The 20,336-nt window shown below is 39.6% G+C and carries 22 protein-coding genes, 1 tRNA gene and 1 other annotated feature; of the genes, 10 read left to right on the top strand and 13 right to left on the bottom strand.

Going from position 1 to position 20,336, the window contains the following annotated elements; all coding sequences use genetic code 11:
- Positions 1 to 82 precede the first annotated feature (82 nt).
- A complete protein-coding gene (locus M4974_RS03340) occupies positions 83 to 1,123 on the top strand; it encodes a branched-chain amino acid aminotransferase (protein WP_248706282.1) in 1,041 nt (346 codons plus the stop codon).
- 38 nt (positions 1,124 to 1,161) lie between these two features.
- Here M4974_RS03340 and M4974_RS03335 read toward each other — a convergent pair whose 3' ends face one another.
- The 9 genes from M4974_RS03335 to M4974_RS03295 form a co-directional block, all read right to left on the bottom strand.
- Entirely contained in the window at positions 1,162 to 2,157 is a 996-nt protein-coding gene (locus M4974_RS03335; RefSeq protein WP_248706283.1) for a biotin--[acetyl-CoA-carboxylase] ligase, read from the bottom strand.
- 11 nt (positions 2,158 to 2,168) lie between these two features.
- A complete protein-coding gene (locus M4974_RS03330; RefSeq protein ID WP_248706284.1) occupies positions 2,169 to 2,723 on the bottom strand; it encodes a biotin transporter BioY in 555 nt (184 codons plus the stop codon).
- 107 nt (positions 2,724 to 2,830) lie between these two features.
- Positions 2,831 to 3,268 carry a YutD family protein gene (locus M4974_RS03325; RefSeq protein WP_248706285.1) on the bottom strand — a complete coding sequence of 146 codons (438 nt, stop codon included), beginning with the start codon at positions 3,266 to 3,268 and terminating at the stop codon, positions 2,831 to 2,833.
- 12 nt (positions 3,269 to 3,280) lie between these two features.
- On the bottom strand, positions 3,281 to 4,630 hold the full coding sequence (locus M4974_RS03320; protein WP_248715753.1) for a bifunctional metallophosphatase/5'-nucleotidase: 1,350 nt from the start codon (positions 4,628 to 4,630) through the stop codon (positions 3,281 to 3,283).
- Between the two features lie 85 nt (positions 4,631 to 4,715).
- On the bottom strand, positions 4,716 to 5,807 hold the full coding sequence (locus tag M4974_RS03315; RefSeq protein WP_248715752.1) for a M24 family metallopeptidase: 1,092 nt from the start codon (positions 5,805 to 5,807) through the stop codon (positions 4,716 to 4,718).
- An 87-nt stretch (positions 5,808 to 5,894) separates the two neighbouring features.
- The gene (locus tag M4974_RS03310; protein WP_248706288.1) at positions 5,895 to 7,781 is read right to left on the bottom strand and encodes a bifunctional metallophosphatase/5'-nucleotidase; all 1,887 of its coding nucleotides are present in this window, start codon (positions 7,779 to 7,781) and stop codon (positions 5,895 to 5,897) included.
- 132 nt (positions 7,782 to 7,913) lie between these two features.
- Positions 7,914 to 8,228: a 50S ribosomal protein L27 gene (gene rpmA, locus M4974_RS03305; protein WP_305883110.1), complete on the bottom strand. Its 315-nt coding sequence runs from the start codon at positions 8,226 to 8,228 to the stop codon at positions 7,914 to 7,916.
- A gap of 27 nt (positions 8,229 to 8,255) precedes the next feature.
- Positions 8,256 to 8,555, bottom strand: a complete 300-nt coding sequence (gene rplU, locus M4974_RS03300; RefSeq protein WP_089937210.1) for a 50S ribosomal protein L21 — start codon at positions 8,553 to 8,555, stop codon at positions 8,256 to 8,258.
- A gap of 12 nt (positions 8,556 to 8,567) precedes the next feature.
- Positions 8,568 to 8,651 (bottom strand) — a sequence feature (ribosomal protein L21 leader region).
- 38 nt (positions 8,652 to 8,689) lie between these two features.
- Positions 8,690 to 9,268: a TetR/AcrR family transcriptional regulator gene (locus M4974_RS03295; RefSeq protein ID WP_248706289.1), complete on the bottom strand. Its 579-nt coding sequence runs from the start codon at positions 9,266 to 9,268 to the stop codon at positions 8,690 to 8,692.
- A 113-nt stretch (positions 9,269 to 9,381) separates the two neighbouring features.
- On the opposite strand from M4974_RS03295, the gene M4974_RS03290 reads away from it, so the two are divergent.
- Positions 9,382 to 9,455: transfer RNA gene (locus M4974_RS03290), tRNA-Arg, on the top strand.
- A 153-nt stretch (positions 9,456 to 9,608) separates the two neighbouring features.
- Here M4974_RS03290 and M4974_RS03285 read toward each other — a convergent pair.
- Positions 9,609 to 9,755 (bottom strand): hypothetical protein, encoded by a 147-nt coding sequence (locus M4974_RS03285; protein ID WP_248706290.1) that lies wholly within the window; start codon positions 9,753 to 9,755, stop codon positions 9,609 to 9,611.
- 832 nt (positions 9,756 to 10,587) lie between these two features.
- Positions 10,588 to 10,713: a hypothetical protein gene (locus M4974_RS07870; RefSeq protein ID WP_256465518.1), complete on the bottom strand. Its 126-nt coding sequence runs from the start codon at positions 10,711 to 10,713 to the stop codon at positions 10,588 to 10,590.
- A 412-nt stretch (positions 10,714 to 11,125) separates the two neighbouring features.
- Here M4974_RS07870 and M4974_RS03280 point away from each other — a divergent pair, with 412 nt between their 5' ends.
- On the top strand, positions 11,126 to 11,653 hold the full coding sequence (locus M4974_RS03280; RefSeq protein ID WP_248706291.1) for a hypothetical protein: 528 nt from the start codon (positions 11,126 to 11,128) through the stop codon (positions 11,651 to 11,653).
- 62 nt (positions 11,654 to 11,715) lie between these two features.
- A complete protein-coding gene (locus M4974_RS03275; RefSeq protein ID WP_248706292.1) occupies positions 11,716 to 12,522 on the top strand; it encodes a CPBP family intramembrane glutamic endopeptidase in 807 nt (268 codons plus the stop codon).
- Between the two features lie 311 nt (positions 12,523 to 12,833).
- Here the strand turns inward: M4974_RS03275 and M4974_RS03270 are convergent, their stop codons facing one another.
- Entirely contained in the window at positions 12,834 to 13,607 is a 774-nt protein-coding gene (locus tag M4974_RS03270) for a TraX family protein (RefSeq protein WP_248706293.1), read from the bottom strand.
- An 891-nt stretch (positions 13,608 to 14,498) separates the two neighbouring features.
- On the opposite strand from M4974_RS03270, the gene M4974_RS03265 reads away from it, so the two are divergent.
- A complete protein-coding gene (locus M4974_RS03265; RefSeq protein WP_248706294.1) occupies positions 14,499 to 15,137 on the top strand; it encodes a sunset domain-containing protein in 639 nt (212 codons plus the stop codon).
- A gap of 111 nt (positions 15,138 to 15,248) precedes the next feature.
- On the opposite strand, the gene M4974_RS03260 is transcribed toward M4974_RS03265, so the two are convergent.
- On the bottom strand, positions 15,249 to 17,654 hold the full coding sequence (locus M4974_RS03260) for an LPXTG cell wall anchor domain-containing protein (protein ID WP_248715751.1): 2,406 nt from the start codon (positions 17,652 to 17,654) through the stop codon (positions 15,249 to 15,251).
- On the opposite strand from M4974_RS03260, the gene M4974_RS03255 reads away from it, so the two are divergent.
- From M4974_RS03255 to M4974_RS03235, 5 genes are all read left to right on the top strand, one after another.
- On the top strand, positions 17,623 to 18,333 hold the full coding sequence (locus tag M4974_RS03255) for a hypothetical protein (RefSeq protein WP_248715750.1): 711 nt from the start codon (positions 17,623 to 17,625) through the stop codon (positions 18,331 to 18,333). The two genes, M4974_RS03260 and M4974_RS03255, sit on opposite strands and share 32 nt — an antisense overlap.
- 27 nt (positions 18,334 to 18,360) lie before the next feature.
- On the top strand, positions 18,361 to 18,771 hold the full coding sequence (locus tag M4974_RS03250) for a hypothetical protein (protein WP_248715749.1): 411 nt from the start codon (positions 18,361 to 18,363) through the stop codon (positions 18,769 to 18,771).
- Positions 18,772 to 18,798: 27 nt separating this feature from the next.
- Positions 18,799 to 19,209 (top strand): hypothetical protein, encoded by a 411-nt coding sequence (locus M4974_RS03245; RefSeq protein ID WP_248715748.1) that lies wholly within the window; start codon positions 18,799 to 18,801, stop codon positions 19,207 to 19,209.
- 150 nt (positions 19,210 to 19,359) lie between these two features.
- Positions 19,360 to 19,953: a hypothetical protein gene (locus M4974_RS03240; RefSeq protein ID WP_248715747.1), complete on the top strand. Its 594-nt coding sequence runs from the start codon at positions 19,360 to 19,362 to the stop codon at positions 19,951 to 19,953.
- Positions 19,954 to 19,980: 27 nt separating this feature from the next.
- A partial coding sequence (locus M4974_RS03235) for a hypothetical protein (RefSeq protein WP_305883171.1) occupies positions 19,981 to 20,336 on the top strand: 356 nt, incomplete at its 3' end.

The following is a 20,336-nucleotide window of genomic DNA, read 5'->3' as shown; positions in this document are numbered from 1 at the left end:
CTTTTATTTTTACCAGCGAAGAGTTATATTTACATTATAAAATTTTAATGTAAATTTCATAATATATACAGGAGGCATTTAGATGACTGAGAAAAAAGCACAGCCTAGTGACTTTGATTGGAATGATTTGGGTTTTGAATATCATGACCTACCCTACCGTTACCGCGCCTATTACAAGGCCGGTCAGTGGAATGCTGGGGGATTGGAAACCTCATCAACCTTGCCTGTCCATGAGGCAGCCACCGGCCTCCATTATGGGCAAAATATTTTTGAAGGTTTGAAAGCTTATCGACGTAAAGATGGCGGTGTTAATCTTTTTCGTCCAGACATGAATGCCGCCCGTATTCAACGCTCGGCTGATCGTTTGCTTATGGCTGAATTCCCTCAGGAACAATTTGTAGAAGCACTAAAAGAAGTTGTTAAGGCTAACCAAGATTTTGTACCTCCCTATGGTACCGGTGCAACCCTTTACCTTCGTCCCTTTGAAATTGGGAATGGTCCCGTCGTTGGTGTCCATCCAGCCGATGAGTATGTATTCGAAGTTTATGCGACACCCGTTGGTGCCTATTATAAAGGGGGCTTGACGCCAACTGCCTATGTCACTAATTCTTATGACCGCGCTGCCCATGGTGGTACTGGTCAGGCTAAGGCAGGGGGAAACTACGCAGCTTCTATGTTACCAGGCAAAGAAGCTCACGAAGCCGGTTATTCTGATGTAGTTTACTTGGATCCACGATTGCATGAAAACATTGAAGAGTTGGGTTCAGCTAACTTCTTTGGAATTACCAAAGATGGCCGTTTCTTAACACCCAAGTCACCTTCTATCCTACCATCTGTTACTAAGTACTCGCTTTTGGCTTTGGCCGAAGAAATGGGCTTACAACCAGAAGAAACGACCATTTCAATCAATGATTTGGATCAATTCGCTGAAGCTGGTGCTATGGGTACAGCAGCGGTCATCTCTCCGGTTGGATCCATTACCCATAACGGTAAGAAGCATGTCTTCTACTCCGAAACCGAAGTCGGTCCTTGGACCCAAAAGCTGTATGATCGCCTAACTGCTATTCAAAATGGGGATGAACCTGGCCCTGAAGGCTGGGTGGTCGATGTCCCGCTTAAGTAAGGACCAAAATGACACTATCGTGATGATAGTGTCATTTTTTATAGATTCAAATTGGACAACAATTTAATTTTGGTAACTTCACCACTATAAATGGTTTCAGGTTGCCCCTGCTCATTGATTAGCAACAAAGAACCTTGATTATCTACCCCGGTTACCCGTCCATTAATGAAATCACTCCCAACTTGCACGGTCACTTCTTGATTCGTTAGAATCAATTTTTGTCGATATTCATCTAGGTAAGCACCATTTTGGTAGTTAGTCGACATCAATACTAATTCATCCAAAATTTTAGCTAAAATCACGTTTCGATCAACTGCCGGATCATTTTCATCCATCACACTTCCCGCTTTGGCTTTAATTTCAGACGAAAAGTCAATTGGCAATAAATTCAACCCTAAACCAATAATTACAGCTGAATAGTGTTGGCTCTCCAAATCCATCGTTGCTTCAGTGATAATTCCACCAACTTTATGATTATTTAGGAGTAAATCGTTTACCCATTTCAACTTAAAGTCCTTTTGAGGAAAAAATGCTGATAAAGCGCGAGTAACAGCAACCGCTGCACTAGTCGTCAATAAACCTGGCATTAATTGGTTGTCATGCACTGGTAAAATCAAACTGACATAAATCCCCCGTCCGCTGGGGCTAACAAAATGACGCTTCTGTCGGCCGTAACCACTTTGTTGTCCTTCGGCCGTAATAGCTACCGGTGTATCAATCGTGTGTTGGCTAATATAGTCCTTGGCATACCATTGAGTCGAACCAACTTCGTCGTAACACAGCAATTTCACGACAGGTTTTTCATTTTGATGACTAGCAACAACTTGAGGGTCTAACTTTAAACTACCTTGGTAATAATAACCACTTTTTTTCTTACTTTCAATTTGATGGCCACTGGCTTTTAAGGAACGGATTGCTTTCCAAACGGACTCACGGCTGATACCAATTTGATTGGCCAAAAGATCCCCCGACAACCACTCATGCGGGTGATGCAAAAACTCTGCGAGAACTAAGTTTTTGGTACTTTCAACCATATTTATCTCCCTTATTGGTCTGCCATGGCAGGCAGACGCTTAACTGCAATGGCAATCACAACTGCCAGAACTACTTTAATTGTATCACCAATCACAAAGAATAAATTCCCAGCTAATGCGGACCAGAAAGGTACATGAACACTAATACTTAACCAGATAGTTCCTAATCCGTAAACCCAGATAATACTAATTACCCAGAGTAGAATTCCCTTTACCCACCAACTACTAGCATTAGGTGATACCTTGAGGATACCATGATAAAGACTTGGCATGAATAACCAAGAAATAATATAGCCAGCAGTGGGGCCCATAAAGACAACCCAACCACCATGACCACCAGATAAAATTGGCAACCCTAGGGCAACTAACATTAGAAAGACGGCCATGACCGCGGTTCCCCGTTTAGTTCCCAATAAGAGCGTAATCAACATGACTCCTAAATTTTGCACAACAATTGGTACTGGAATCACACCCAGTGGAATCCCCGGAATCATTCCCATTACAATCAAAAGTGCCAAAAAAGCTGCCGAAATCGTTAACGCTGATAATGATTTATTCTTACTCATATCTTCCTCCCATATTTTTTCGATTAAGAACGGATTTATTTTATCATTTAGTTACCCATATGTAAAATAAAGGGTTACTTAAATGAAACCATAAAAAAACAACTCGTTTAGGAGTTGGTCTTGCTACTATGAATATAGTTACGAGAACGGTGTTTACGAGAGGCAGTATGAGTATTTTTACGAGGAGCGCGTGGCGTCAAATTTTCTAGAACAAAATAAGGAGCACCGAAATTTACATACTCATAGAGATAATCTTCTAAAGCAAAAATTTTATTTTCACCCGGAACTGCCCGGCTATTTTTGTAAAACCCCTTAAGGCGGAGCTGGTCAGCTGAAATATCCCCCACTAGATAATCATAACGGGCTAATAAGGGGGTGTAACGAACTGCCAACTTAATGGGATCAAAGGCCGATTTAAAATTCGTCACCAATTGTAAATCTAAATGATCAATCGTAACTTTATCGTCTAAATAACCAACTTCAAAGGCCTTTTGACGCTCAGCCTGTTGGGCAATCGTACGCTCTTTTAAGGTTTCATGGTCCATATTTTATTCCTTCTAGGGCTTAAATCCATAACGACGCTGATAATAATCAGCCATAAATTCTCGTAACAAGGTTCCTAACTTAATGGTTAATCGGGCATCATCCAAAACTGGAAAAAAATCAATCCAATGATAATGGTCTAATGTTGCTAACTGATAATCAGCTTGATCATTAATTGGTTGTCCTTGATACAGTATTTGTCCAGTACGGTCACATTCAATACCAGATAGCATTACCTTACCAAAAACTTTACCACGAAAGCCATTACCTTTCATGGGATGATCTAAAAGATAAGTCGCTTTTTGGTCAATTTCGCTCATTAATTGCTTTAATTCAAGGCCGTTTAAAGTAACTAGCATCGGATTGATTGAATGAGGCATGCTCTCTAATAAATCATACTGATTCAGTGGCCCTGCTAGTAAATCATTAACGAACATTCCGGTAGAAACCATCGCCGCCGGTACTTGAAAAATTTCTTTTAGGGCTGTCATTGTTGCTTCTCCCTGCTGACTAGCCGATAATCCTTCTGGTAAATCAGCGACTGGGCGAGCCTTTAAAACCTCGCTCCCCGCTTGCAACCATGAACGAACTTGCTCTAAATCATCAACCTCTTCAGCTAATTCATAGCTGGGAATTGCCTCAGCCTGGCAAGCAACCATTTGATGCTGAGCATTAACAGTTAGATCTACTCGACCAACGTGACTACCGTAGCGACCGGCTGCAGCTAACATCGTGCCATTGATTAACTTCCCCTCGGGTAAAACATGATGAGTATGCGCACCCAAAATTAAGTCTAGGTCAAATTTTTCAGCTAATTCCTCATCAGTGGGTAAACCTAAGTGTGACAGAAGTACAACAATATCTGCCTGTTGGTGCAAAATTGGTAAATAGCAACTCAAAGTCTCATCCACTGACAAGGGTTGCCAATTCAAGGAGCGATAGGTCAATTCATAGGGAGCGGTTAAACCAATAACTGCAATCTTTGTCCCAGCCGGGCTGGTATAAATATGGTAAGGTTGCGCCCAAGTCGGCTGATTATTTTCAGGTAATTCTTTAAAATTTGCTAGTAAAACATCAAAATTAGCTTGGTCGTATAAACGGTTTAAATTGGCGTGAGATAACACCAGTCCTTCATTATTCCCAATCGTGACCGCATTATAATGTACGGTATTCATTAAATCGACATTTGCCCGCCCCATCGTAGCGTCGGTTAAAGGATTTAACCGATCAATGGCATCGCCAATATCAAAGGTAAAAACCGCTGGATTTTGGGCTTGCTCTGCTTCCAAATACCGAGCAATCCGGGGCCAATTTTCAAAGTGTGAGTGGAGATCATTGGTGTGTAATATTTCAATTTTTTCCATGGCAACCTCCCTTTCTTCCTATTGTAAGGGACAATGCAGATTGGCGCAAAAAAACCTCTAACCAAGTTAGAGGTTAAGCTTAAATTTAACGGTCAATAATAATTAATTCCTTGCTAATACCCTCAGTTAGGTTTTCATGCCCTTGAGGTGTTACCAAAATATCATCTTCAATTCGAACACCACCACGTTCTGGCAAATAAATACCCGGTTCAATCGTCAGTAAGTTACCGGCCAAAACTTCATCACCAGCGTTAACCGTCAAAACTGGCCCTTCGTGAATATTCAAACCAGCCCCGTGTCCAGTTCCATGGTTGTAATATTGTCCATAGCCACGTTCTTCAATGTACTGACGGGCAACTCGGTCAACCTCAGCTGTGGCGATACCAGGCTTTACAACGTCAATTGCTTCGGCGTTAGCCTCTTTGACAATGTTGTAAATCTTTTCTAGTTCAGGATCAATTTGCCCCATGGCAATCGTCCGCGTCACATCCGAAGTATAACCATCGACATAGTAACCAAAATCAATCGTTACTAAGTCCCCGGCTTCAATAACCTTATCAGTTGCTTCCCCGTGAGGTAGAGCGGAACGATAACCCGAAGCTACAATTGTGTCAAAAGAAGGCTTGCTACCGCCAAATTTCTTTTGTAAGCGATCTAATTCGTCAGCTACTTGTCGTTCAGTTTGACCAACTTTAATGAAGTTCAACAATTCATTAAAGGCTTTGACTGAAGCTTGAGTAGCTTTTTTAATGGCCGTAATTTCTTGCTCATCTTTAGCTTCACGTAGACTTTCAATAGCACCTGGCAAGGCATCCAGACTAATATCAGCCGGCAATAGCTCTTCAATATAGTTATAAATTTCGTATGACAAACTAGCTTCAAAGGCTAATTGTTTAATACCAAATTCAGCCACAGTTTTAACGGCTTCAGCGTAGTACTCGCGCGTAATTACCAAGCTTACATCTTCTGGTAATTGATCTTGATATTCGGTTTGGTAACGGGCATCAGTAATTAAACGGGCCTCATGTAAGCCAACGACTAGCAAACCATCCCCAGTACCGCCCTTAAAGCCAGTTAGATAACGTAGATTATAACCTTCCGTTACAATCAAGCCATCTAAGCCCATCTTTTGCAGCAATTGTTGTAATTTATGAATTCGATTTTCTAAATATGCCATACTAACCTCATTTCCTATTAATCTTATTGTAACATAAATGACCTAGACCAAAAAAAGACTAACTCTTTGGAGTTAGTCTCAAATACTTTAAACGTAGATTTTACGATCCAAAGTTGGGGTTTGAATCTTGTGCCCATCGGCTGACATATCCTTCAAATATTGAACGAACATATCAGTATCAGAACCAGCTGAACCAATCACCTTACTATTTTTAAAAGCTGTGAAATAATCTCCACCGCCTTGTAAGAATTCGTTAGCGACAACTTGATAAGTCTGATCGTCTTGTACCTTAGTACCATCATCTTTGGTAATGTCTAGCACCACAAAAGGCTGATCAGGATTATCTTGCTTGGTGTAGGTATAATGTAAACCAGCAATTTGCAATGATAGGCGTTGACCGTTCATGTACTGTTGGTTTAGCGCCTGACGAATGTCTTGCCCTTTCATTTCTACAACCTTCAAAATATTACCAAAAGGCTGAACAGCGGTAGCGGCTGACCAAGTAACGGCGCCATCGGCTGGGTTAACTTCCAGGTCAGAACGAATGCTGCCAGTGTTTGTCATGGCAAAATCAGGATGGAAACCTTGCTTGGTTGCTTCGTAAAGCTGTCCCTTAGCCACTAACTCACCAGCTTGGTTTTCCATGCTAGCCGTATTGTGCAAACGACCAGTAATTGTCTGTTTATCTTGAGCATAACCAATCACAGCGTTGGCCTTCTTAGCAATCCGATGATCAGCATCAGCTACAATGGCAGCAACGTTGGCATCATCTTTAGTAGCCGGATCATCTGCCTTGGAAAGCACTGGATAAACATGACTAGTAATATGGTCAAATTCACCCGTATCTGGGTTTACGTAGGCCCAAGTATCATCGTAGGCCTTACCAGTATAAACGGCCTGAACTACATGCGTCTTACCAACCTTAGCATTGGCATACTGATGTGAGTGCGCAGCTACATACAAACCAACCTTGTTGTCAGGGTCGATTTCATTTAATTTTTGCAAAATATCAACCGTTGGCCCAGTCGTACTTGCGTTAGGGTCAGTCTTAACTCCAGTATGTGCAACTACCACAATGGCATTAACGCCCCGACTGCGTAAAATCTTATCGTACTTGGCAATTGTTTCAGCTTCGTCAAGCACCTTGTAATCCTTGTAGTTGTCGTAAATGGTCAAGGTTGATAAGGTTGAAGTTTCCAGACCAATAAAACCAACCCGAGCATCACGACCGTTAAAGCTAACATTACGAATTTCGTAAGGCTTGTAGCCGTATGGGATTTGACCATTATCGGCTCGAACCACGTTAGCAACCACCATATCCAATCCACTATTTTCGTGGGGATATTCTTGTACTAATTCGTCGGCATTAGCAGCCGGTTGTCCACCAATTAAAATTCGATTAAACTCTGGCAAGCCACGATCAAATTCATGATTTCCTAAAGTAGCGATATCAAAATTCATCGCTTTTAAAACATGCATGGTTGATTCGTGGGCTAATAAAGATGAATTAGCGGGCGAAGCCCCCACCGCATCCCCGGCCTCCAACCGAATCGAATTATCTGAACCAGTGGTGTCTTTAAACTGCTCTTGAGCTTGATCCAAATATGAAGATAGGCGAGCTACCGTCCCAGCATTTTGGTAAGTCCGCTGGCCGATAGTCACTGCATCTTTGGTATCCAAACCACCATGCAAGTCGTTAATTCCTAAGAATTGAACCGGGATATCCGTTTGATATTGCTCTGGTATATACCAAAAATCCGGTTCTTGAATCGGCTTGCTATATTTATCAACACCATTAGTAACCGTCACTGTCGGACCAGTAGTACTATCCGTAGTCACCTGAGGTTGTGCCACTTGTACTGACTGTGCGTTTGTTTCAGGCGTTGTCTGATCTGCACTAGCTGGTAAAGCAACCCCCATAAATCCTAAGGCAGCAGTTCCCAATAGGAGCCGCATCCATCGTTGTTTTTCCATTACCATTCCCCTAATATTCCTTATATATACTATTATACCTAAAAAGCAAACATTTTTAATGATAATCAGATTATAATTCGTCAATTAGTTAAATGAGGGCACAAAAAAACAGCCAAAGCTGTTCTAAAAAGTTTAGGCGTTAGCCAAGATTTGCTTGTATTCTTCACGTGTATAAACGGATACTTGACGCTTGTCACGGCCCTTACGCTCGAACTTAACAACACCATCAGTCAAAGCAAAAAGTGTGTCATCGCCACCCTTTTTAACATTAACACCTGGATAGATGTGTGTACCGCGTTGACGGTAAATAATTGATCCAGCAGTCAAAGCTTGTCCATCGGCAACCTTAGTACCTAGACGACGACCAGCTGAGTCACGACCGTTGGCTGAAGATCCGCCTCCCTTGTGGTGGGCAAACATCTGTAAGTTATCTTGATTCATCAACATAAGTCTATTCTCCTTTACAAAAAATGATTACGCGATAGAATCAATCTTAACGCGCGTATATGGTTGACGGTGTCCCTGCTTAGTGTGGGAATGCTTCTTAGGACGGTACTTGAAAGTAACAACCTTCTTTTCCTTACCTTGCTTTTCAACAGTTCCCTCGACCTTAGCACCTTCAACAAAAGGTGCACCAATCTTTGAATCCGTCAATACAACTTGGTCAAATACGACCTTTTCACCTTCAGCAGCATCCAACTTCTCAACGAAGATAGTGTCTCCTTCAGTAACCTTGTATTGCTTACCGCCTGTTACAATAATTGCGTATGCCATTACTGTTATTCTCCTTTTACTTAGACTCACCATTATAGGCGACTGGGCCCTAGTCCGCAGCATGCTTTAACCTAATCTGAGTGGTTGTAGCTACGCTAACAACTTCTTCAGTTTATCAAAAAAGTACTGGTAAATCAAGGTAAAGACTCAAAGTTAAACCAAATCAGAGCCGTTTGGCTGTTAGCACCCATGCTAATCCGAAATATTTCGGTGAATTCACGCAATAATTTATCTGGGCTAAGTTCCATATTATTAGTTAACCATCGGCTCAAACAAGCCCAAAAGCCGGTCATAATCACCTCACCCTGATAAAGTAAATCACGATGTAGCCCCGGTTCGTTAATCTGTTCCAAGCGATGATTAGCCACATGTCGTAACTGACGCAAAAGTTCTGGGTAAAAACCGGGGTTACCATTTAAGTTTAAACTATGGTGATAAAAGGCTGCCCGTTGCTGAACTATATTAATAACCCGCGCAACTTGAAATTGATCGTCAACTTGTTCTAGTACTTCCTGAATTAGATCTTGATTTAAGTCGCCAATTAGTGCGTTTTTATTAGTATAATGCCGATAAAAAGTTCCTCTCGATAGCTCAGCAGTCTCTAAAACATCACCTACTGAAAAATCTTGTCCCCGACTAATAAAATTAAAAGCAGTTGCTTTTAACTTTTCTTTGGAGTGCACAGTGCGTGCATCTTCTGTACTTGCTTGCATACTTCTCCCACCGAAAATTCAAGTTCCTTCCATTATAACAAAGATGTTTAAAAAGTCAGCCTGACAATCTAGCAATTAGGACTCGATTCTGCTATTCTTAGATAGTGATATTTGCACTGGTAGCTCAGCTGGATAGAGCAGCCGGTTTCTACCCGGCAGGTCGAGGGTTCGACTCCCCCTCAGTGCATTGCACCTATTGATATAACAGTGTTTCTACCATATAAGGTGGGGAAACGGTGGGATAATAAGAAAACACCCAAACTATGATTAGTAGTCTGGGTGTTTTTTGTTATTTAAAAGACATTCCATTTTAGCTACAGAAGCTTGAATGACAATTTACTTACTTAAAAGCGTCTTTTGCCTTATCAGCTACATCTTTAGCAGCATCCTTAGCATCAGCAGCTACATCCTTAGCTTTACCTTGGACCTCCTTAGCCTTACCAGCAAGCTTATCCTTAGTTGCATCTAACTTTTCTTCAAGTGACATATCGTTTCCTTCCTTATACTAGATAATTTGAGTATACACAAAAAGAAGGTATGTATAAACATAATTTATTCTTTTTTCGTGGGACAATCACCTGTTCCTCGGTTCAGATTACCCATGGGGGGGTGTTAATACTCCATAAAATTCTATTACTCTTTCACAATAGATAACAAAGTATTTCATTGCTGTATTGGGAATAAGTTCAAATACAACTACTTAATTCTTCAACCATTAACTCTTTTTAATTGTAAATTAATTTATTGTTATCCAGAAAAGCATTTATAATAACAGCACCACCGATACCTTCTGCTAAAATCGCAATATAGTTTTCAGCCATGTTGCATCGCCTTATTTCCTGATTTCTTTAGGTCAAGCTAGGCATTATATTCCGGTGAAGGACCATTTGTATAGTTTGAATTGAAGACAATCATCCTTCAAATTATTGGTATTTTGTACAAGAGATTGTTCAATCTAAATAATCTAATGTCCAATTGACTTATCAACATTAAAAGTTGTTGGAAGAAAACATGTGAAACAAGATGAACGTAAAGTTATAGATATTTTAGCAATTATATTAAAGGATATTGCTTTGTCGCTATCACGGATCCCAACGGTTTTGTACCATCAGTGATTTAAATATGCTGTGTCCACAATTATATGAGCATTACCAAGGTTGATGATGTAAACCCTACTACATAGTGCTAGGGAAACTTATAGGATTACTAGCCTACCTACATGCTCTCCTGAGCGTATATAAACTACATTGGATATATATCGATAACATAAAAAGGTCACTTAATAAAGTGACCTTAATTATAATATATTGATTAATATATTAAACTAATCCCCATAGATGGACTGTAGCAAGAATTGAATCTACAATACCTTGAGCAATTGAAATCCAATTGCGGCTCATAATACCACTTACAATTCCCTGCATTGCATTAGTTAGTTCAATCATGTGTTTTTCTCCTTATTTATATACACTCAACAACAATAATTAATTATAAATAACAAATATACCAATTTCAAGTATTAATTTTTAACCTCTCAATATCTTTAGTTTTAACATTAAAAGAAGTGTTTATATCTTTAGTTTATAAGCGGGTAAGTCTTAATTAACAATAGATGGCGAGCACCACAGAAAAATAAAAACATCTAAGTATGTATTTGATCACCTAAAATTTATGATAGTATTAAGTGTATATGTCTTAAATTAACATTTCCATGTAAATGTTAATTTTTCGGGAACTTGTGAACAGTCCGAGTATAAAATCAATCCTAATAGGGTTAATAAATTTCTGGATATTTAACAAATATTCAACATCTCTAGTATATAAACATACTCATAATAATGAACAAAAGACCTTTAAATGAAAAAATCAACACTATTTTTTAGGAGAATACTCCACCACCCTAACACCCTATCTTGGCTATTGATTACTACAATGGTAGCAATTATGGTTAGTTACAATAGCATCATTCGTTATGGGTTTTCAGAAAAAATCTTTTTTAAAATACTAATCATTTATCCATTCGCGGTAGTTCTAGTATATGCCTTAAGAACTTACTTCACTCTACCGTTAGCTATCCAATTACATAAGTATTTCCCTAATAATTTTCAAAAATATATGCCTCCAAAAATTACTGTACCATTATTAGTAATTACTTTTAACGTAACGGTTATGATGGCTATTTTTACTGAACTAAATTACAAACTGTATCCACACTTTATATCTGGATACATAGGTAATTGGGAAAAAACATTTATAGTAGTTATTCCTGTATTCTTTTTTATTGTTCGCCCAATTATTACAGCTGTCCTTTACAAGTTAAAAGTCAAATACCCTCTCCCCGTAGTTGATATTAGATTAGATAGCCTTGAAAGAACAGACCAGTAAAAAGTTATTAATAATTACCGTAGTACGTGCTGCAACCACGTTAAAAGGCCCTGGAGGAGCCCATGAAAACCATCAAAAAGACTTCCATTGTGATTTTTCTATTAATATATCTTAAATTAATTGTCACCTTCGATGATGATACGGCAATTCAAATTCCCTTTAGTACTTCTGAATCTATATTTGGTGTTATTACCATAGGCTGGTTCAAACTACTCAGTACTATCGCCTTAATTTTAATCATTCGCTTTGCTTTTAAACTCAAACCTAGTTTTAAAAGTCAGCGCTGGAATAATTTATTGAAATATGGTTGGCCAGCCTTGCTGTTGGCCCTATCTAACTGTACTATCTACAGTGATAAGGCTGTTTGGCATGTATTGCTACATGAATACAGTTTGATAAATGTTATACTATTAATACTTTTAGGAACTACTTCGGCCTTCATTGTTGGTTTTTTTGAAGAAGTTGTTTTTAGAGCCGGCATAATGGGGGTTATCATTAACAATACACAACGCTTCCCCATACTACTGGGTGTCGGTGTTTCAAGTTTACTATTTGGGTTGGTTCACGCCTTGAATTATGCCAACCAACCATTTTGGGACACCACCAATCAAATCATATCAGCCATTGGCATTGGATCACTATTTGCTGCAATATACTACTTAACTCAAAACTTATGGATTCCTATAATCCTGCACGCCATTATTGATGCAAGTTCCTATATCTTCAATCTACATTCAAATTTAATAGGTGGATCTGGCGACAGTGGATTGGATTTAGCCAGCTTCTTAGTATTTATTATTTTCACGGTCTATTCTTACTATGTACTTTATCAAAATCAGCCCAACAATAATCATAAATTATTGTTTTAAATGGCAGCCTTTAAAGACATTATTTAAATGTCTTTTTTATTTTGTAATCCAATTATAGATTATCTAAATAATAATCATAAACAAAATCGATTATGCAAATTAACAGCAAAGAAATCCAATTAATATATAAAAGGAAATGCCAGTGCTTCTTAAATTGTTTACTACTGATGAAACAAAAATTTTCCCTTATTTCCACTGAACTAGCAATTACTACAATATTTATAATGATGCGCAAAAAAGGCCTTCAGAGTTACACTCATCAGGCCTTTTTCTATCAATAAATTATCTATAAAATATCACTAATCATTTTTTTAACTAATCAAACAAGAAATTGTATATAGAATCCAGATGTGAGCCGGATAGAAAATATAAAAGAATCCCTTCATACTTCGACCTTTCTGCCCGTTGAAAAAATACACTGGTATAACGGCTAAAATCATTAACCACTGGATTCCCCCAGCAAAAATAGAAATCAAAGATGCTAAAACAATAATCAGAACTTGTGCCAACCTTTTCTCTCTGAAAATATACAGCAGCGGAATTATATAAATCATGAAATTACTTTCGGCAGTCATCATGTTTGGAACCAAAGAACTATAGGCCATCAGGACGTTAGTTGGCAATTGTGCCATAAAAAGCATTGGAATAGCTAATAGAATGGGCAACAGTATTAAACCGATACCAGCCAAAATATCAGAAAAACGTTTTGTTTTCATAAAACGGTCAATAAAATCTACCCCATACATCAAAACTACACCTAAAAATAAATCTCGAAAGATATTATTTATTAGTCCCAAATTGTTCATTGGTCCATAACTTGGCACAATGTTTGTAATAATTAAACTACCAATTGCCATAATCACGGCCCCTACGTAAAGACGAGATAAATATTTTCTTTTGCTACGTGTATGTGAAAATCCAACTACGCTGACAAAGAAAAACATAGTCCCTACCGGCCTTCCAAAAGCAGAAAGCCAGTCTGGTAACGCATAGAAAAACATTTCATGCATGTGGTCAATGACCATCAAAATAACCCCAATAACTTTAATATCAAAGGTATTCAAACCCCTTTTAACAATTGACATAATTACTCATCCTTTCCACTTTTAAACTTGTATATTCAATACATTCATATTAAATCTTCCATTATCTTTTGAACCTTACAGTTTGTTAGATTTAAGCATTTGTTAGTATGCATATGGTCTTTTTTATTTGATTTTATTTATAATTGTTTTATACTGAGCGTGTAGTAAGTGAATCTCCAATTAAAAATTTAACTTTAACCAGCAGATTTCGGGCATTCATCAGTGATGATTTCTCCTCGTTTGAAACGATTACACACATTACACACTGATGATATAAGTCCCAGGCGTTTTTACGTCTACCCTAGGCGTTCGCCATCGATTTTGGCTGATGGTGATGTAAGTCCTATACATAACTTGTTATGTATTCGGGTTAATATTATTAGTGATGTCTAAGATGTAAACATCTCAGGCGTACATATTGTTTGGCCTTCTCATAGTTGAGAATTTTTTAATCCGTAGCTTTCAAAATGGTCTAATACCAACCGTGTTAAACTAAAATTGTTGCTTTGTAAAAATAAAGAGAAATATTTCAATGCTACAACAAACGAAATTCGAAACGGTTGTACCTTATTCTTTGATGGTGATTTAGTTTCTTTAATTGGCTTGTCTATTTAGAATTCTATCATTACGGCCTTTTCATTCAGCATCCTGTCCCCCCTAGACGCTAGTCATGCTTTATGGCTGGAATAAAACTCGAAGATGGGAAGGTTCGTAATACAACTTTTATTAATTAAAGACCCTACTTTGAAATTTTATGTTCCGAAAGTATGCAAAATAATTGTGTGCTTTCTTTTTTTATACCTAAATTGATAAAATATTAATCAACTGGAATGTTAAATATGCCACATTGTGGTTATTTACCTCCAGATAAATAGATTTCGGGAGAAAAGTATGCTTACATTTTTTGCACTATTACTTTTAATTAGTTTTTTTACTAGCTTAATTTTTAGTATCAAAATTTTAATTAATAAATTCATTTATAAAATTGATTATGCCAAAAATAAGCAAATAGCACTGGTATCATTAGCTGTATTGCTGATATCATTTGTCGGCGTTGGCTTCAATAGCTCTAAAAGCAAATCGACACCCCAACAAGTCCACCAGAATAGTTCATCCAGTAAGAAAGCCAGTACTAGCAGCTCATCACACAAGCAAGAAAATTATTCTTGTCCCATCAAAAAAGAATCCTCCTCTGCAACAACCAATCACAATAGCAGTACCATTAGTCAGTCTGCCAGTACAAGTACTATTAGTAGTTCTTCATCAATCAGCTCTACTACACAACCAGCTGTAGAGCCAGAGTCGAGTCAACCCAACCAACCGACATCTCCAGCCAGTCCGCAACCTCAACCGGAAATAGAGGTAGCGCAACCGGCTTCACAAGGAACTGGTACAATTATCGGCGATGCTAAAAGTAGAATTTATCATATGCCCAATCAACAGCATTACAATATCAAACCGAGTAACACTGTTTATTTCAATAGTGAACAAGATGCCTTAAATGCCGGATTTAGAAAATCTAAACGGTAAGCAATAAATTAATTATCATTTATTTATATATATTTCCACAACAAAAAGCCCCTGGATTTAAAATCCAGGGGCTTTTGCCGTACTTAGGGTTAGAAAGTAATGGTTATTGCTTTACTTTTCTTCCTCTTTCTTACGCTTTGAACCAAGTACACCTAGTGACAAGGTTGCAGCTGCTAAGCCGATTAGACCAGCGGCTGATTGATTATCACTATCTTTACCAGTATTTGGCAAAGCACTGTGTCCTTGCGCCTTCGCATTCGAAACCGATGTTGAAAGAGCAGGGCTCAAGCTTGTTGAAGTTGAGTTTGGTACTACCTTACCGTGGGCTGAACTCGTTGACATTGAACCAGCAACTGAAGCTGACTGACTGATTGATTCAGAATCAGACATTGAGGCTGGATCATGAGCGGCCTTTGAACTTGAGGCTGAAGCCGATTGACTCACACTCGTTGATGTCGAAGTTGAACCAGCAACTGAAGCTGACTGACTCGTTGATTCAGAATCAGGCATTGACGCTGGGTCATGAGCGGCCTTTGATTTTGAAGTCGAAATCGACTGGCTCGCACTCGTTGAGGCTGAGTTTGAATCTGGATTATCGCCACTCTTAGAAGTCGAGATCGAAGCTGATTGACTAGTTGAAACTGAAGTACTGTCAGACTTTGAATTTGAATTAGATTCAGAAGTTGACGTACTTGCTGACATCGAAGCCGACTTTGATTCGGACTTTGAATCTGAGATTGAAGTCGATGTTGAAGCACTGGCCGATATTGAGGCAGACTTTGAACCAGAAATCGAGTCAGACAGTGAGGTACTGGTTGAAGTTGATGCACTCACTGAAGCAGCCGATACTGATTCGCTTGCAGAATTACTAATTGACTTCGAATCTGAGTTAGAGACTGATGTCGAAGCACTAGCTGACTTTGAACCAGAAGTCGAATCAGAAATCGAAGTCGAAGTTGAAGCGCTTACTAATGTTGACGTAGAAGTGCTAATTGACTTTGAGTCAGATTCAGAATCTGAAATTGACGTACTTACTGACTTTGAACTCGACTTTGAAGCGGACTTCGAATCAGAAACTGAAGTCGAGCTAGAGATTGATTGACTAATTGAAGTCGAATCACTACTTGACGTTGAATCAGCATTCGATTGAGAAGTTGACGTGCTTGCCGACTGTGATGCTGAATCGCTCATTGAATTGGAGTCTGAATTTGAAATCGAAATCGAAGTACTGGTTGCCTTTGAAGCAGACTTTGAACCTGAAACTGAATCAGAAATCGAAGTACTAGTTGAAGTCGAAGCACTCATTGAAGTAGCCGATGCTGACTCACTAGCCGAATCGCTGGTTGATTTAGAATCAGAGTTCGACATCGACGTTGAGGTGCTTGCTGACTTTGACGCAGACTTTGAACCTGAAACTGAATCAGAAATCGAAGTACTAGTTGAGGTCGAAGCACTCATTGAAGTAGCCGATGCTGACTCACTAGCCGAATCACTAGTTGATTTAGAATCAGAATTTGACATTGACGTTGAGGTGCTTGCCGACTTTGAAGCGGACTTCGAACCAGATACAGAATCAGAAACCGAAGTACTGGTTGAAGTTGACGTACTCATCGAAGCTGCTGATACCGATTCATGAATTGATGCTGAAGTTGAATCGCTAGTTGACTTTGAGTCAGAATCTGAGTTTGAAGTCGACGTACTTGCGGCCTTTGATGCTGACTTTGAATCTGAAGTTGAATCAGCAGTTGAAGTTGATTCAGATTCAGATTGACTAGCCGAACGTGAATCACTGCTTGACTTTGAATCAGAATTCGAGTCAGAAGTTGAGCTGCTAGTCGACTTGGAGGCTGAATTAGACTTGGAATCAGAGTTTGAAATCGACATTGAAGTTGAAATCGACTGACTGTCTGCAATTGAATCACTAACAGACTGAGAAACAGATTCTGAGTTGCTAGTAGAAACTGAACTACTATCAGAAATCGAAGTTGATTTTGAACCAGAAGCTGAACTTGAAGTTGATCCTGACTGAGAAGATGAATCACTATTTGACTTTGAGTCAGATTCAGATTCTGAAGTCGAGGTACTTACCGACTTTGAAGTCGACTTTGAACCAGAGTTCGAATCAGAAGTTGAAATAGAACTCGAAATCGATTGACTCACTGAAGTTGAATCACTGGCTGACTTTGAATCAGAATTTGAAACACTAGTTGAAGTCGAAGCGCTCGCTGAAGCAGCCGAATTCGATCCGGAAACAGAAGCACTTAGAGAACTTGACTTTGAATCAAAAGCCGATGTCGAAATCGAAGCTGAAATCGAACTTGAATCGCTGGTTGACTGTGAATCTGACTTAGATTCAGAAGTTGAAATACTTGCCGACTTTGAAGTTGACTTTGAGCCAGAGGCTGAATCAGAGATTGAGTTCCTGGTTGAAGTCGACTGATGTGATGAAGTCGATTCTGAAGTCAACTTTGATGAGCTATTTGCAATGGAAGTACTGATTGATGCAGAATCACTCACCGACTTAGAGTCAGAACCAGATTCAGAAGTCGAAGTACTTGCTGACCTTGAAGCCGACTTTGAACCAGAAATTGAATCAGAAATCGAAGAACTGGTTGAAGTTGACGTACTCATCGACTCTACTGATGCCGACTCACTAATTGATGCTGAAGTTGAATCGCTAATTGACTTTGAATCAGAAGTCGAAGTACTTGCCGACTTGGATGCTGACTTTGAGCCAGAAGTTGAATCAAAAATAGATGCACTAGTTGAAGCTGACTGGCTCGCTGAATCAGAGACTGATGTTGACTTGGATGAGCTGTTTGAAATTGAAGTGCTCATCGAAATCGAAGTTGAAGTCGATTCACTGTTTGACTTCGATTCAGAGCTTGAGTCAGATGTTGACGTGCTTCCCGACTTTGAAGTTGACTTGGAGGTCGAACTAGAATCAGAAGCGGATGCACTGATTGAAGTCGAAGTACTTATTGAAGCTACCGAAGCAGAGGTCGAAGCAGACTTTGAAATACTGTCAGAAGTTGAGTTTGAAATCGATGTTGATACTGAACCTGATGTCGATGTTGATTCGCTCGTTGACTTTGAGTCAGAGTTTGAATCAGACGTCGATGTACTTGCCGACTTCGAAGCTGACTTTGAGCCAGAAGTTGAATCAAAAATAGATGCGCTCGTTGAAGCTGACTGACTCGCTGATTCAGAGGCTGATGTTGACTTGGATGATCTATTTGAAATTGAAGCACTCATCGAAGCCGTTGAAGCCGAGTTAGAAATTGATGTTGAGATCGAACCACTAATAGATGTTGAATCTGAAGTCGAATCAGATGTTGAAGTACTGCCCGACTTCGAAGTTGACTTGGAGGTTGAATTAGAATCGGAACTTGAAGTACTCATCGAGGTCGATTCGCTTACCGATGCTGCGGACGCAGACGTCGAAGCAGACTTTGAAATACTATCCGACGTTGAGTTTGAAATCGATGTTGATACTGAACTTGATGTCGATGTTGATTCGCTCGTTGACTTTGAGTCAGAGTTTGAATCAGACGTCGATGTACTTGCCGACTTCGAAGCTGACTTTGAGCCAGAAGTTGAATCAAAAATAGATGCGCTCGTTGAAGCTGACTGACTCGCTGATTCAGAGGCTGATGTTGACTTGGATGATCTATTTGAAATTGAAGCACTCATCGAAGCCGTTGAAGCCGAGTTAGAAATTGATGTTGAGATCGAACCACTAATAGATGTTGAATCTGAAGTCGAATCAGATGTTGAAGTACTGCCCGACTTCGAAGTTGACTTGGAGGTTGAATTAGAATCGGAACTTGAAGTACTCATCGAGGTCGATTCGCTTACCGATGCTGCGGACGCAGACGTCGAAGCAGACTTTGAAATACTATCCGACGTTGAGTTTGAAATCGATGTTGATACTGAACTTGATGTTGATGTTGATTCACTCGTTGACTTTGAGTCAGAGTTTGAATCAGACGTCGATGTACTTGCCGACTTCGAAGCTGACTTTGATCCAGATACTGAATCAGCGATCGAGGCACTCGTTGAAGCTGACTGACTCGCTGAATCAGAGGCTGACGTTGACTTCGAAGAACTGTTCGAAATCGAAGTACTCATCGAAGCCGTTGAAGCCGAGTTAGAAATCGAAGTCGAAACTGATTCACTCGCTGCCTTTGAATCAGAACTTGAATCACTCATCGAAGTTGAGGTGCTTACCGATGCTGCCGAAGCAGATGTCGAAGTGGACTTTGAAGTACTGTCCGAATTCGAGTTTGAAATCGATGTTGATACTGAACTTGAGGTCGATGTTGATTCACTCGTTGACTTTGAGTCAGAATTTGAATCAGAAGTCGAAGTACTTGCCGACTTGGACGCTGACTTTGAGCCAGACACTGAATCAGAAATCGAGGCACTCGTTGAAGCTGATTGGCTCGCTGAATCAGAGGCTGACGTTGACTTCGAAGAACTGTTCGAAATCGAAGTACTCATCGAAGCCGTTGAAGCCGAGTTAGAAATCGAAGTCGAAACTGATTCACTCGCTACCTTTAAATCAGAACTTGAGTCACTCATCGATGTCGAGGTGCTTACCGATGCTGCCGAAGCAGATGTCGAAGCGGACTTTGAAATACTGTCAGAAGTCGACTTTGAAATCGATGTTGATACTGAACTTGAGGTCGATGTTGATTCACTCGTTGACTTTGAGTCAGAGTTTGAATCAGAAGTCGATGTACTTGCCGACTTGGAAGCTGATGTTGAACCAGAAGTTGAATCAGAAACCGATACACTCGTTGAAGCTGATTGACTAGCAGAGTCTGAAATCGAAGTTGACTTGGATGAGCTGTTCGAAATTGAAGTACTCATCGAAGCCGTTGAAGCTGAGTTAGAAATTGATGTCGAAACGGACTCACTCGCTGCCTTTGAATCAGCATCTGAAACTGATGTTGAGTTTGAAACTGATTCACTCTTGGCGGTTGAGTCAGAGTTCGAATCAGAAATTGACGTACTTGCCGACTTGGACGCTGACTTTGAGCCAGAAGTTGAATCAGAAACCGAAACACTCGTTGAAGCTGATTCACTAGCAGAGTCTGAAATCGAAGTTGACTTGGATGAGCTGTTCGAAATTGAAGTACTCATCGAAGCCGTTGAAGCTGAGTTAGAAATTGATGTCGAAACGGACTCACTCGC

The sequence above is a fragment of the Convivina praedatoris genome, from assembly GCF_933208495.1.
GTDB classification, from domain to species: Bacteria; Bacillota; Bacilli; order Lactobacillales; family Lactobacillaceae; genus Convivina; species Convivina praedatoris.
This window is presented reverse-complemented; position numbering and strand designations above follow the sequence as displayed.